12 protein-coding genes are annotated in these 12,965 nt (G+C 62.1%); all 12 read left to right on the top strand.

Annotation, left to right across the window (positions count from 1 at the left end):
* The coding region (locus D8U70_RS20770; RefSeq protein ID WP_130929628.1) for an energy transducer TonB at window positions 1-527 on the top strand (527 nt) is incomplete at its 5' end.
* A 45-nt stretch (window positions 528-572) separates the two neighbouring features.
* Window positions 573-1,280, top strand: a complete 708-nt coding sequence (locus tag D8U70_RS20765; RefSeq protein WP_122703670.1) for a MotA/TolQ/ExbB proton channel family protein — start codon at window positions 573-575, stop codon at window positions 1,278-1,280.
* A complete protein-coding gene (locus tag D8U70_RS20760) occupies window positions 1,280-1,681 on the top strand; it encodes a biopolymer transporter ExbD (protein ID WP_016775377.1) in 402 nt (133 codons plus the stop codon). The genes D8U70_RS20765 and D8U70_RS20760 overlap by 1 nt, the downstream gene beginning before the upstream one ends.
* A 211-nt stretch (window positions 1,682-1,892) precedes the next feature.
* On the top strand, window positions 1,893-4,604 hold the full coding sequence (locus D8U70_RS20755) for a TonB-dependent receptor (protein WP_177433988.1): 2,712 nt from the start codon (window positions 1,893-1,895) through the stop codon (window positions 4,602-4,604).
* A 226-nt stretch (window positions 4,605-4,830) separates the two neighbouring features.
* Complete coding sequence (locus D8U70_RS20750) at window positions 4,831-6,696, top strand: extracellular solute-binding protein (protein ID WP_130929627.1); 1,866 nt, start codon at window positions 4,831-4,833, stop codon at window positions 6,694-6,696.
* Window position 6,697: 1 nt separating this feature from the next.
* The gene (gene yejB, locus D8U70_RS20745; RefSeq protein ID WP_130929626.1) at window positions 6,698-7,762 is read left to right on the top strand and encodes a microcin C ABC transporter permease YejB; all 1,065 of its coding nucleotides are present in this window, start codon (window positions 6,698-6,700) and stop codon (window positions 7,760-7,762) included.
* Entirely contained in the window at window positions 7,762-8,784 is a 1,023-nt protein-coding gene (locus D8U70_RS20740; protein ID WP_122703664.1) for an ABC transporter permease, read from the top strand. Before yejB ends, D8U70_RS20740 begins: the two co-directional genes overlap by 1 nt.
* A gap of 1 nt (window position 8,785) precedes the next feature.
* Window positions 8,786-10,420 (top strand): ABC transporter ATP-binding protein, encoded by a 1,635-nt coding sequence (locus tag D8U70_RS20735; protein WP_130929625.1) that lies wholly within the window; start codon window positions 8,786-8,788, stop codon window positions 10,418-10,420.
* Between the two features lie 170 nt (window positions 10,421-10,590).
* Window positions 10,591-11,112: a DUF3455 domain-containing protein gene (locus D8U70_RS20730; RefSeq protein ID WP_071172974.1), complete on the top strand. Its 522-nt coding sequence runs from the start codon at window positions 10,591-10,593 to the stop codon at window positions 11,110-11,112.
* A gap of 161 nt (window positions 11,113-11,273) precedes the next feature.
* Window positions 11,274-11,801: a sigma-70 family RNA polymerase sigma factor gene (locus tag D8U70_RS20725; protein WP_071172975.1), complete on the top strand. Its 528-nt coding sequence runs from the start codon at window positions 11,274-11,276 to the stop codon at window positions 11,799-11,801.
* Entirely contained in the window at window positions 11,798-12,490 is a 693-nt protein-coding gene (locus D8U70_RS20720; protein WP_016775384.1) for an anti-sigma factor, read from the top strand. Before D8U70_RS20725 ends, D8U70_RS20720 begins: the two co-directional genes overlap by 4 nt.
* Window positions 12,491-12,622: 132 nt before the next feature.
* On the top strand, window positions 12,623-12,965 hold a 343-nt coding region (locus tag D8U70_RS20715), incomplete at its 3' end, for a hypothetical protein (protein ID WP_241664677.1).

The raw sequence follows: 12,965 nt of genomic DNA, 5'->3' as shown, positions 1-12,965 counted from the left end.
GTCCTCCACCGCCGCCGGAACCCGAGCAGCCGGTGGAGGACGAGGACGCGGTCAAGCCGCCGCCCAAACCTGTGGAGAAGCCCAAGCCGATCGAAAAACCGAAACCGGTCGAGAAGCCAAAACCGGTGAAGAAAGTCGAGCCACCGAAAGCGCCGCCGGCCCCGGCGCCACCTGCCGCACCTGCGGCGCCGACAACACCGAGCGCACCACCGGCACCCCCTGCTGCGCCCGCTCCGGTCAAGGAATCGGCGGCGATTTCCGGCCTGGCCAGCCTTGGCAACCCGCCGCCGGAATATCCGTCGCTGGCGCTGCGGCGCAATTGGGAAGGCACCGTGGTGCTGCGCATTCAGGTGCTGGCCAACGGCCGTGCCGGCAGCGTGACGGTGACCAAGTCCAGCGGCAAGCCGCAACTGGATGAGGCGGCCGTCGCGGCGGTGAAGAACTGGAAGTTCATTCCGGCCAAGCGCGGTGACACGCCGATCGACGGCTTCGCCACCCAGACCATCGATTTCAAATTGCCGCAATGACGGCGCAACCGACTCATTACTGATTAACGCAAGCGAGGTGTAGCCATGAACGATTCACTGTCTTCGATGATTGTCCCCGGTGTGCTCTGGGGCCTGGTGCTGTTTTCCGTGGTCAGTTGGGCGATCCTGCTGGTCAAGTCGGCCCAGTACCTGCGCCAGAAAGCGCAGAACAAACAGTTCACCAAAGCCTTCTGGAGCGCGCCGGACCTGCTCACCGCCGCCGAACACGCCAGCCAGTATCCGGGCTCGCTGGCGCGCATCGCCAGCAGCGGTTTCGAAGCCCTGCTGGTGGAAGATTCGCCGCGCACCACGCAACAACTGGCGCACACCATCAACCGTTCCGATCGCCTGGAACGCAACCTGCGCCAGCAGATCCAGAAAGAACGTCGCTCCCTGGAAAACGGCCAGGCGATCCTCGCCAGCATCGGCAGCACCGCGCCGTTCATTGGCCTGTTCGGCACCGTGTGGGGAATCATGGAAGCCCTGCAAAGCATCGGCGAAACCGGCTCGGCCAGCCTTGAAGCGGTCGCCGGGCCTATCGGCCACGCGCTGATCGCCACCGGCGTGGGCATCGCCGTCGCCGTGCCGGCGGTGCTGATCTACAACTTCTTCCTGCGTCGGCTGAAACTCGCCTCGGCGGACATGGACGACTTCGCCCACGACTTCGACGCCCTCGCCTCGCGCAGTGCCTTTTCCATCAGCCGCCAGGCCATTGCCAGCAAAAGCACCAACGCCGTGCGGGAGGCCAGCTGATGTCATTCTCCACTCAAGACAGCGATGAAGTGCTCAGCGAAATGAACGTCACGCCGCTGGTCGACGTGATGCTCGTGCTGCTGGTGGTGTTCATTGTCACCGCGCCGCTGATGACCAACGCGATCAAGGTCAACCTGCCGAAAACCGACGCCGTCGCCCCCGCCGAAAAGAAGGATCCGGTGGTGGTCAGCGTCGATCAGGACGGCAAGTTCTATCTGGCCAAGACCGAGCTGGCCCCGGAATCCCTCGAGGCCAGTCTCAAGGAGGTCAAGGCCAAAGACGCCGAAGTCCGTGTGCAATTGCAGGCCGATGCCGCCGTCAATTACGGCCAGGTGGCCAAGGCGATGGCATCGATCGAACGCTCCGGCATCAGCAAGATTTCGGTGATGACCACCCACTGAGTGCGGTGCCGGGCGGCTGTTGAAAGCTCCCGCCCGGCACCGCTGAAAAAAGAAATCCCGTCGCACCCGGCCGACCGAAAAAACGCTACGCGTCTTCGGAGGGGATCGGCTTGCTTGAAGAAAGTGGTTTTCCGCGCGCGGTATCACCGGAAGCGGAGCAATGAGCGGCTCACAAGGCCAATTCGATAACGTCTGAAAATCGGAAACAACCATGCTGATGAACACTCCACGCTTCACGCTCAAACCTTTGGTGGCAACAATGTCTCGCCACCGTTTCGTTCCGCTGTATCTGGTGGCCATGGGGATGGGCGCCGGGACCGTGCAAGCGGCCGAGGACGACAGCAGCGCCACGCCGGCAGCCGCTGTGGTGGCGGCGCCGACCACGCAACTGCAACGGGTCGAAGTGACCGGTTCGGCGATTCGCCGGGTCGATGCGGAAACGGCGGTGCCGATCACCATCCTCAAGGCTGACGAGCTGCGCAAACAGGGCGTGACCACCACCGCCGAACTGGTCCAGCGCATCACCGGTAGTCAGTCGATCAACAACAGCGCCGGCTCCGTCGGCGCGGCCACTGGCGGTGCGTCGTTTGCCGACATGCGCGGCATCGGCGCGAACAAGACGCTGGTGCTGCTCAACGGTCGACGCCTGGCCAACAATGCCCTGTCGGGGACCAACTCGGCCGGCGGCGCGGTGGACCTGAACATGATCCCGTTCGCCGCCATCGAGCGCGTGGAAGTGCTGCGCGACGGCGCCTCGGCCCTGTACGGCACCGACGCCATCGGCGGTGTGATCAACTTCATCACCAAGAAATCCCTTACCGACGGCGCGTTGACCCTCGGTGGCGAAACGCCGACCCACAGCGGTGGCGGCGCGACCAAGGACATGAGCGCCAGTTGGGGCTACGGCGATCTGGAAGAAGACCGCTTCAACGTCCTCGGCGTGTTCAACTACAACAAGCAGCAGAACCTCGACGCCAACGACCGCTCCTTCGCCACCGACTACGCGCCCGGTCGCGGTCTCGATCAGACCTCCGGCACCGCGTTCCCCGGCAACTACAGCCAGAACGGCAACGCCACCAACCCGTTGGCCAACAGCAACTGCAACGGCCCCAACCTGATCGCCCGCGACGGCTTGTGCCGCTTCAGCACCCGTGAATTCATCGACCTGGTGCCACAGACCGAGAAGACCTCGTTCTTCGGCAAGACCACTGCCAAGCTCGGCGATGATCACAATGCCAACCTTGAATATTTCTGGTCGCGCAACAACAACGCCGTCGCCGTCGGCCCGGCGCCACTGACTGGTCTGAGCCTGGATTCATCGTCGCCCTACTACCCCGGCAACGGCATCACCCCGGCGCCCACCGATTTCGCCCTCGACCCGACGCAGCCGGTCGATGTCAACTGGCGTGAAACCGCTGCCGGCCCGCGTGAATCGAAAGACCAGAACACCAGCCAGCGCTTTCTGCTGAGCTTCGATGGTCTGGTTGGCGGCTGGGATTACAACGTCGGCGCCTCGTACAACCAGAACAAAATCGTCTCCAGCGTCACCAGTGGCTATGTCAGCGATCAGGCGATGATTGACGGGCTGGCCAGCGGTTTGCTCAACCCGTTCGGCCCGCAGACCGCTGCCGGCCAGCAGTACATCGATGCCGCCGCGTACCACGGCGCCTACTCCACCGCCGTGGGTCGCGTGGCCGGGTTCGATGGTCGCGTCAGCCGTGAAATCGGCGACTGGTTCGGCGCAGGTCCGTCCGGTCTGGCGCTGGGCGGCGAGTACCGCAAGGAGAAATTCCATCAGGACTTCGAGTCGTTCGCCGGCGACATCCAGAGCCTCGGCATCGACCCGGCCGGTAGCGTCGAGGGCGACCGCAGCGTCAAGGCCGCCTATGCCGAACTCAACGTGCCGGTGCTCGACAGCCTTGAATTGTCCGCCGCTGTGCGCCACGACAAATACAGCGACTTCGGCAGCACCACCAACCCGAAATATTCGTTCCGTTATCAGCCGATCAAAGAGCTGGTGGTGCGTGGTGCCTACAGCGAAGGTTTCCGCGCGCCATCGCTGTACGAGCTGTATTCGCCGCGCAGCATCACCTTCACCCAGGGTTTCTACAACGATCCCGTGCTGTGTACCGGCGGTGTGGTGCAACCGGGCGGTAACGGCGGGCGTGATTGCGGTCAGCAATTCCTCAACCAGATTGGCGGCAACGAGGATCTGGCCCCGGAGAAGGCGCGCAACGTGACGTTGGGCTTCGTCTACCAGCCGATCAGCAACCTCTCGGTGGGTCTGGATTTCTGGTGGATTCACATCTCCAACCAGATCCAGCCGTTCCCGGAATCCACGGTGTTCGATCAGGCCGGATCCTACCCGGACCGCTTCGTGCGCAACGCCGACGGCACGCTTAACTACATCGTTACCGGCAACGCCAACCTCGGCATCGTCGAGACCAATGGTGTCGACGTGTCGCTCGACTATCGCTTCCCGAACACGCCGTACGGTCAGTTTGGTCTCGGCCTGCAAGGCACCTATGTCGACGAGTACGACTTCCAGAGCACCATCAAAGGCCCGTTCACCGACAAGGTCGGCGACTTTCAGGGTGACGGCGTGATCGCGCGCTGGAAGCACAACCTCACCGGCAGCTGGAGCCTGGGCGCGGCGCGAGCAGCGCTGACCAACCGCTTCACCACCGGTTACAACGACTATGACCGCGACACCCATTCGCGCGTGGCCTCGTATTCGGTGTGGGATCTGTCGGCCGGCTACACCTTCAACAAGGTACTCGACGTCGATGCCGGGATGAAGAACGTGTTCGATCGCAACCCGCCGTTCTCCAACCAGGCCTACAACTTCCAGAGCGGCTATGACCCGCGCTACACCGACCCGCTGGGCCGGACATTGTTTGCGCGCATGACTTACCACTTCTAACCCCAAATAAAACGCATCCCTCTGTGGGAGCGAGCCTTTGTAGTGAGGGGATTTATCCCCGATGGGGTGCGAAGCGCCCCCAGGACCTGCCGACGCGGAGCATCAGAAGTACCGCATGCATTGATCTTGCGACTGCTGCGCAGCCGATCGGGGATAAATCCCCTCGCCACAAAGGCTCGCTCCCACCGGGGGTCCGGGTTCCTTCAGGGATTTCAAGGGTGACTTCATGAGTTTTTTGCGCAACATGGCTGGCCTGCTGCTCGGCAGTGCGCTGCTGTGCACTGGCACTTCGGCGCTGGCCGGCGGCAGTCACGCGCTGACGGTGTACGGCGAGGCGCCGAAATATCCGGCCGGCTTCAAGCATTTCGATTTTGTTAACCCCGACGCGCCCAAGGGCGGTTCGCTCAGCCGTGCGTCGATGGAGATCGGTCAGTACAACTACATCACGCCGTATGCCGATCAGGGCATTTCCGTGGTGCAGGTCAATGACTGGGTCTACGCGCCGCTGGCGTTCCGTTCGCTGGATGAGCCCTACACGGTTTACGCTCTGGTTGCGCAGCAGATCGAGCGCGATCCCGAAGGTTTGTGGGTGCGCTTCACCCTCAACTCCAAGGCACGCTTCGCCGACGGCACGCCGATCACCGCCGAAGACGTGCGCTACACCTTCAACCTGCTGATGACCAAGGGCAGCCTGAGTTATCGCCAGCAATATGCCGACGTGCAGGACGTGCTGGTCGAAGGTCCACGCCAGGTCCGCTTCACCTTCAAGAACAACCTCAATCGCACCCTCGCGCTGGATCTGGCGACGCTGCGCGTGCTGCCCGAGCACTGGTGGAAAACCCGCGACTTCGCCAACGGCGGCGGCTTCGAGCCACCGCTGGGCAGCGGGCCGTACCGGGTGAGCAAGGTCGACGCCGGGCGCAGCATCAGTTTCCAGCGTGACCCGGACTGGTGGGGCAAGGACCTGCCGGTCAGTCGCGGCATGTACAACTTCGACAGCCTGACGGTGAATTTCTACGGCGACACCGACGTCGCTCGCCAACTGCTGCAGGCCGGCGCGTTCGACTACAACCGCGAGTTCTCCTCGTCCGGTTATGTGGTCGGCTATGACAGCCCGGCATTGCGCGACGGTCGTTTGCAACAGTCGATCCTCGCCACGGACAAACCCACCGCCGCTCAGGGCTTCGTGTTCAACCTGCAGAATCCGTTCTTCAAGGATCGCCGCGTGCGTCAGGCGATCAGCCTGCTCTGGGATTTCGAGTGGACCAACAAACAGATGATGCGCGGCTTCTACGTGCGTCAGAACAGCTTCTGGCCCAAGAGTGAAATGGCCGCCAGCGCCCTGCCCGATGCCGAGGAATTGAAGATCCTCGAACCGTTGCGCGGCAAGGTTCCTGACGAGGTGTTCACCACGGTCTATGAAGCGCCGAAAACCGATGGCAGCGGCTACATCCGCGACAAGCAATTGCAAGCGCTGAAGCTGCTCGCCGAAGCCGGTTGGACGGCGAAAAACAATCGTCTGGTCAACGCCGCCGGCGAGCCGCTGGAATTCACCTTTCTCGATGGCCAGGGCGGCTTCGATCGCATGCTGCTGCCGTTCAAACGCACCCTCGCGCAGATCGGCATCACGCTCAATCTGCGCCGCATCGATTCAGCGCAATACATCAACCGCCTCAACGCTCGCGACTACGACATGATCGTCTGCGCTTTCCCGCGCAGTGGCGATCCGATCGTCTCGCCGGGCCGCGAGTTGTACAGCCTGTATGGCTCGCAAAGTGCCACGCAAGTCGGCAGCTCGAATGCGATGGTGCTGGCCGATCCGGCAATCGATCAACTGCTCGACGGGCTGGTCCAGGCCAACAGCCGCGAAGGGATGGTGCATTACGCCCGCGCCCTCGACCGGGTGCTGCAATGGGGTTACTACATGATTCCCAACTACTACTCCAAAGGCACGCCGACGGTGTATCAGAACCGCTTCGGCATACCCGCCGTGCAACCTTCGTATGACGAAGGCCTCAACACCTGGTGGGAAGTCTCGGCCAGGCCGCTGACGACTCAACAGATGAACGCTCAGCTTGCGGGAGGCCAGTGACATGCTGCGTTATCTGAGTCGCCGATTACTGCTGATCATCCCCACGCTGTTGTGCATTCTGGTGGTGAATTTTCTTATCGTGCAGGCCGCGCCCGGCGGCCCGGTGGAACAAGCCATCGCCCGCCTGCAAGGCTTTGGCGGGCACAGCATGGGCGGTGGCGGCGAAGTCGCGGCGGTCGGCGGTGCCGGGCGCAGCAGCCGTGGGCTAGACCCGGCGCTGATCGAGGAAATCAAACACCATTACGGCTTCGACAAACCGCTGCACCAACGCCTGTGGCTGCTGCTGAAAAACTACGCACAACTGGATCTGGGCAACAGCTTCTTTCGCGGCGCCAGGGTCACCGACCTGATCGTGCAGAAGCTGCCAGTGTCGCTGTCGCTGGGCTTGTGGGCGACGCTGATCACCTACCTGATTTCAATCCCGCTGGGCATTCGCAAGGCAATCAGGAACGGCAGCGCCTTCGATGTCTGGAGCAGCACGGCGATCATCGTTGGCTACGCGATGCCGGCGTTTCTCTTCGCCATTCTGTTGATCGTGGTGTTCGCCGGGGGCAGCTACGTCAACTGGTTTCCGGTGCAGGGGCTGGTGTCGGACAACTTCGACAGCCTCAGCACATTGGGCAAGGTCGGCGACTACCTCTGGCACCTCGTACTGCCGGTCACGGCGCTGGTGATCGGCGGCTTTGCCACGCTGACGATCCTGACCAAGAACAGCTTTCTCAACGAGATCAGCCGGCAGTACGTGATCACCGCACGAGCCAAGGGCCTGACCGAGAGGCGCGTGCTGTACGGCCACGTGTTTCGCAACGCCATGCTGCTGGTGGTCGCCGGCGTGCCGTCGGCGCTGATCGAAGTGTTTTTCGCTGGCTCCCTGCTGATTGAAACCATTTTCAATCTCGACGGCCTCGGGCGCATGAGCTACGAAGCGGCGGTGTCGCGCGACTATCCGGTGGTGTTCGGCGCGCTGTTTCTGTTCACCCTGTTCGGCCTGCTGATCAAGCTGATCGGCGACCTCTGTTACACCCTGCTCGACCCGCGCATCGATTTCTCGGCGAGGACTGCCTGATGTTCACACTGTCGCCTCTGGGCCAGCGCCGCGTCGCGCAATTCAAGGCCAACCGCCGTGGGCGCTGGTCACTGTGGCTGTTTATCGGCCTGTGCCTGATCTGCCTCGGTGGCGAGTTGATCGCCAATGACAAGCCGCTGGTGATCCGCTACCACGACGCCTTCTACTTCCCGATCCTCAGCGATTATCTGGAAACCGATTTCGGCGGCGAGCTGCCGTTTCAGCCGGATTACGCCAGCAACTACGTACACAAGCTGGTCGAGGATCAGGGCGGCTGGATGCTGTTTCCGCCGATCCCGTTCAGCTACGACACGGTCAACTACGACCTCACCGAACCGGCGCCCAGCCCGCCGTCATCGAGCAATTGGCTGGGCACCGATGATCAGGCTCGCGATGTTCTGGCGCGGGTGATTTTCGGCACGCGGATCTCGATTCTGTTCGCGCTGATCCTCACCGCCATCAGCGCGTTGATCGGCATTCTCGCCGGGGCTTTACAGGGTTATTACGGCGGCTGGGTCGACTTGCTCGGGCAGCGCGTTCTGGAAATCTGGTCGGGGCTGCCGGTGCTGTATCTGCTGATCATTCTCTCCGGCTTCGTCTCGCCGAGTTTCTGGTGGTTGCTGGGGATCATGGCGCTGTTTTCCTGGCTGGCGCTGGTCGACGTGGTGCGCGCCGAGTTCCTCCGTGGACGCAATCTCGAATACGTGAAAGCCGCGCGGGCGCTGGGCCTGACCGACAGCGAACTGATGCGCCGGCACATTCTGCCCAACGCCATGACCTCCACCCTCACCTACCTGCCGTTCATTCTCACCGGCGCCATCGCCACCCTGACCGCGCTGGATTTCCTCGGCTTCGGCATGCCCGCCGGCACCGCATCGCTGGGTGAACTGATCGGCCAGGCCAAACGCAATCTGCAGGCACCGTGGCTGGGGCTGACGGCGTTTTTTGCCTTGGCGCTGATCCTGTCTTTGTTGGTTTTCATCGGTGAAGCGTGCCGAGATGCCTTTGATCCTAGGAGCTGACATGCAAGACCATTTAATCGAGATCCGCGACCTGCGCGTCGCCTTCGCAGGGCAAGAAGTGGTGCACGGTGTGAACCTCGATATACGCCGTGGCGAGTGTCTGGCGCTGGTCGGCGAGTCCGGCTCGGGCAAGTCGGTGACGGCGCATTCGATTCTGCGTCTGCTGCCGGGCCAGAGCGTCACCAGCAGCGGCGCGATTCGCTACAACGGCGTGGATTTGCTGCACGCCAGCGAACAGCAGATGCGTGGTCTGCGCGGCAATCGCATTGCGATGATTTTCCAGGAGCCAATGACCTCGCTGAACCCGTTGCACACTGTGGAAAAACAGATCAGCGAAGTGCTGGAAATCCACAAGGGCCTCAAGGGCCGCGCCGCTCGCGCGCGGACCCTGGAGTTGCTGGAGCTGGTCGGTATTCGCCAGCCGTTGCAGCGACTCAAAGCCTATCCGCATCAACTCTCTGGCGGGCAGCGGCAACGGGTGATGATCGCCATGGCGCTGGCCAACGAGCCGGAACTGTTGATTGCCGATGAGCCGACCACGGCGCTGGACGTAACCGTACAGCAGAAGATTCTTGAGCTGCTGATCGAGTTGCAGCAGCGCCTCGGCATGTCGCTGTTGCTGATCAGCCATGACCTCAATCTGGTGCGCCGGATCGCTCAGCGTGTGTGCGTAATGCGTCAAGGCGAGATCGTTGAACAGGCCGATTGCGAGACGCTGTTCCAGGCGCCGCAACATCCTTACAGCCGCTTATTGATCGAGGCTGAACCGAGCGGCGCGCCAGTGCCCAGTGAGTACGAGCACAACCTGCTGGAAGTCGATGATTTGAAGGTGTGGTTTCCCCTGCCGAAAAAACTCTTCAGCCGCCAGCAGGATTACATCAAAGCGGTGGACGGGGTCAGTTTCACCCTGCAACGCGGCAAGACGTTGGGCATCGTCGGCGAGTCGGGTTCGGGCAAGTCGACGCTGGGTCAGGCGATCCTGCGACTGGTCGAATCAGAGGGCAATATCCGTTTTGGCAACAAGCAGTTGAGCCTGCTCAATCAGCGTCTGATGCGCCCGTTGCGCCGGCAGATTCAGGTGGTGTTTCAGGACCCGTTCGGCAGCCTCAGCCCGCGCATGTCAGTGCAGCAGATCATCGCCGAAGGCTTGCTGACCCACGGCATCGGCAGCGAGGCCGAGCGCGAGGCAGCGGTAATTCGCGTGCTCGAGGAAGTCGGACTCGATCCGCAAAGCCGCCATCGTTACCCTCACGAGTTTTCCGGCGGCCAGCGCCAGCGCATCTCCATCGCCCGCGCACTGGTGCTGGAACCGGCGCTGATCCTGCTCGACGAACCGACGTCGGCGCTGGATCGCACGGTGCAGAAGCAAGTGGTGGAGTTGCTGCGCCAGTTGCAGATCAGGCATGGGCTGACCTATCTGTTCATCAGCCATGATCTGGCGGTGGTACATGCGCTGGCACATGACTTGATGGTGATCAAGGATGGCAAGGTGGTTGAACAAGGCTCGTCGCGGGAGATCTTCGCTGCGCCGCAACATCCATACACCCAAGAGTTACTGAAAGCCTCCGGCCTGAAGCCTTACAGAGAGCCTTGTGGGAGCGAGCCTGCTCGCGAATGCGGTGCGTCAGTCACATAAGTGCTGACTGACCCGACGCTTTCGCGAGCAGGCTCGCTCCCACAGGTTTGATCGGTGGTGTTTGAAATTTATTTTTCCGGCACTGCATCCAATCGCCTCCGCCACGGGTAGTCCCTGTAACAGCCCACTCTGGTGCTGTCAGCGCCCTACCCTTTTCGGAGAATCATCGGATGAACATCACCCAGCTGATTGGCTTCACCGGTTTGCTCGCTTTCACCGCGACCACCTTCGCCCAGAGCAGTTATCCCGACGCGATCAAGGTGCCGGACGGGCACAAGATTGCCCTGGAAACCACCGGGGTTGGCGAGATCACCTACGAATGCCGCGACAAACCCAATATGGCCGGGCAGACCGAGTGGACCTTTGTCGGTCCGAAAGCGGTGCTCAATGATCGCAGCGGCAAACAGGTCGGCACCTATTTCGGCCCGCCAGCGACCTGGCAAGCCAAGGACGGTTCGAAAGTCACCGGCACACAACTCGCCGTGGCACCGTCGAGCCCGGGCAACCTGCCCTATCAACTGGTCAAGGCCAATCCGGCCGAGGGCAAAGGCGCGATGAGCGGGGTCAGCTATATCCAGCGTGTCGCGCTCAAGGGCGGCGTCGCGCCGGGCAGTGAGTGCACCATGGCGAACAAGGGCAAGCAGGAAGTGGTGAAGTATCAGGCGGATTATATTTTCTGGGCGGCGAACTGATATTCGGAAGCAGTGCACAATCCTGTGGGAGCGAGCCTGCTCGCGAAGACGGAGTGTCAGTCGCCTTATTACTTTCTGACCCACCGCATTCGCGAGCAAGCTCGCTCCCACAGGGAACCATGCCTCTGGATGTTTGGGAAATGTGAGCTAGATTGCACCCCATGCCTTTACCCGAATCCGTTTTCGATTACGAAGCCCGCCTCGCCGCCTGTGCCCGGGGCGAGCGCGCGGCTTTGCGCGATTTGTATGTGCAGGAAGGCCCGCGCCTGCTCGGTGTGGCCAAGCGGCTGGTGCGCGATACGGCGCTGGCGGAGGACATTGTGCATGAGGCATTCATCAAGATCTGGAACGGCGCCGCCGGGTTCGATCCGGCGCGCGGTTCGGCGCGGGGCTGGATGTTCAGCGTGACCCGGCATCTGGCCTTGAATCAGCTGCGCAAGCAAAGTCGGGAAACGCCGTTCAGCGAAGAACATGAGGCAGCGGCGCCTGATGAGGCGGTCGATGTTCACTCGGCGCGCATTCATCGCTGCCTCGAACAACTGGAACCGCAGCGCCGCAGCTGCATCCTCCACGCCTACGTCGACGGTTACAGCCACGCGCAGATTTCCGCACGCCTCGACACGCCGCTGGGCACGGTCAAAGCGTGGATCAAGCGCAGCCTCAATGCTTTGCGGGAGTGCATGGGATGACCGGCGAATCAGCGCAGGAACGGGATGAACTGGCCGGCGAATACGTGCTTGGCACCTTGTCGTTCGAGCAGCGCATCGAGGTGCAACGGCGCCTGCCGAACGATCCCGAATTGCGGGCGGCAGTCGACGCATGGGAGCGACGTCTGCTGGAGCTGACCGATCTGGCCGAACCTCAGCAACCCTCGGCGCAGCTGTGGCCACGCATCGAGCGCAGTCTCGAACGGCTTACGGTGAAGAAGCCGCTGACCTCGTGGTGGAATCTGCTGCCGCTGTGGCGCGGCTTGAGCGCGGCCGGGCTGGCGGCGACATTGATCCTCGGCACGATGCTGCTGACGCAGACTGCGCCGAAACCGAGTTATCTGGTGGTGCTGGTGGCGCCGCAGGACAAAGCGCCGGGCTGGGTGATTCAGGCGAGCAATGCGCGGGAGATCCAGTTGATCCCGCTGGGCGTGGTCGAGGTGCCGGCGGACAAGGCGCTGGAGTTCTGGACCAAGGCTGACGGCTGGTCGGGGCCGGTGTCATTGGGCTTGGTCAAGCCGGGGCAGGCGTTGTCGGTGCCGCTGGACAAACTGCCGCCGTTGCAGCCGAACCAGCTGTTTGAGCTGACGCTGGAAGGCGCCAACGGCTCACCGATCGGCAAACCGACCGGGCCGATTCAGGCGATCGGGCGTGCGGTGAAGGTGCTCTGAGGCTCTGCTACGCGGTTGTCCGCAACCATCATCGACGTCGATGTTCACCATCACGGCAATGAAGTTCTCATAAAAAATTCCGGGCGTAACATCAGCTCCATACCAACCAACAACACCCCGGAGCACACCATCATGAAACGCCAGACTCTTCTCAGCATCGCTTTCTCGGTTTTCGCAGTTAACGCATTTGCCGCCACCCCGGCGCACACCATGATCGCTGAAGGCGGCTCGGACAAACTGATCGAAAGCCGTCTGGCTGAAGGCGGTTCGGATCGCCTGATCGAACGCCGCGTTGCCGAAGGTGGTTCGGATCGTCTGATCGAACGCCGCGTTGCCGAAGGTGGTTCGGATCGTCTGCTCGAACGCCGTGTTGCTGAAGGCGGTTCGGATCGTCTGATCGAACGCCGCGTTGCTGAAGGTGGTTCGGATCGTCTGATCGAACGCCGCGTTGCTGAAGGTGGTTCGGATCGTCTGA

The organism is Pseudomonas sp. Sample_20 (genome assembly GCF_004307585.1).
In the GTDB taxonomy this organism is placed as follows: domain Bacteria; phylum Pseudomonadota; class Gammaproteobacteria; order Pseudomonadales; family Pseudomonadaceae; genus Aquipseudomonas; species Aquipseudomonas atacamensis.
Note: the sequence above shows the minus strand (reverse complement) of the source record. Positions and strands in the feature narration are given on the sequence as shown.

Excerpts from the sequence above, each read along its gene's own strand:
- D8U70_RS20765 (WP_122703670.1), top strand. The coding sequence starts at position 573 with ATGAACGATTCACTGTCTTCGATGATTGTCCCCGGTGTGCTCTGGGGC.
- D8U70_RS20760 (WP_016775377.1), top strand. The coding sequence starts at position 1,280 with ATGTCATTCTCCACTCAAGACAGCGATGAAGTGCTCAGCGAAATGAAC.
- D8U70_RS20755 (WP_177433988.1), top strand. The coding sequence starts at position 1,893 with ATGCTGATGAACACTCCACGCTTCACGCTCAAACCTTTGGTGGCAACA.
- D8U70_RS20750 (WP_130929627.1), top strand. The coding sequence starts at position 4,831 with ATGAGTTTTTTGCGCAACATGGCTGGCCTGCTGCTCGGCAGTGCGCTG.
- yejB (WP_130929626.1), top strand. The coding sequence starts at position 6,698 with ATGCTGCGTTATCTGAGTCGCCGATTACTGCTGATCATCCCCACGCTG.
- D8U70_RS20740 (WP_122703664.1), top strand. The coding sequence starts at position 7,762 with ATGTTCACACTGTCGCCTCTGGGCCAGCGCCGCGTCGCGCAATTCAAG.
- D8U70_RS20735 (WP_130929625.1), top strand. The coding sequence starts at position 8,786 with ATGCAAGACCATTTAATCGAGATCCGCGACCTGCGCGTCGCCTTCGCA.
- D8U70_RS20730 (WP_071172974.1), top strand. The coding sequence starts at position 10,591 with ATGAACATCACCCAGCTGATTGGCTTCACCGGTTTGCTCGCTTTCACC.
- D8U70_RS20725 (WP_071172975.1), top strand. The coding sequence starts at position 11,274 with ATGCCTTTACCCGAATCCGTTTTCGATTACGAAGCCCGCCTCGCCGCC.
- D8U70_RS20720 (WP_016775384.1), top strand. The coding sequence starts at position 11,798 with ATGACCGGCGAATCAGCGCAGGAACGGGATGAACTGGCCGGCGAATAC.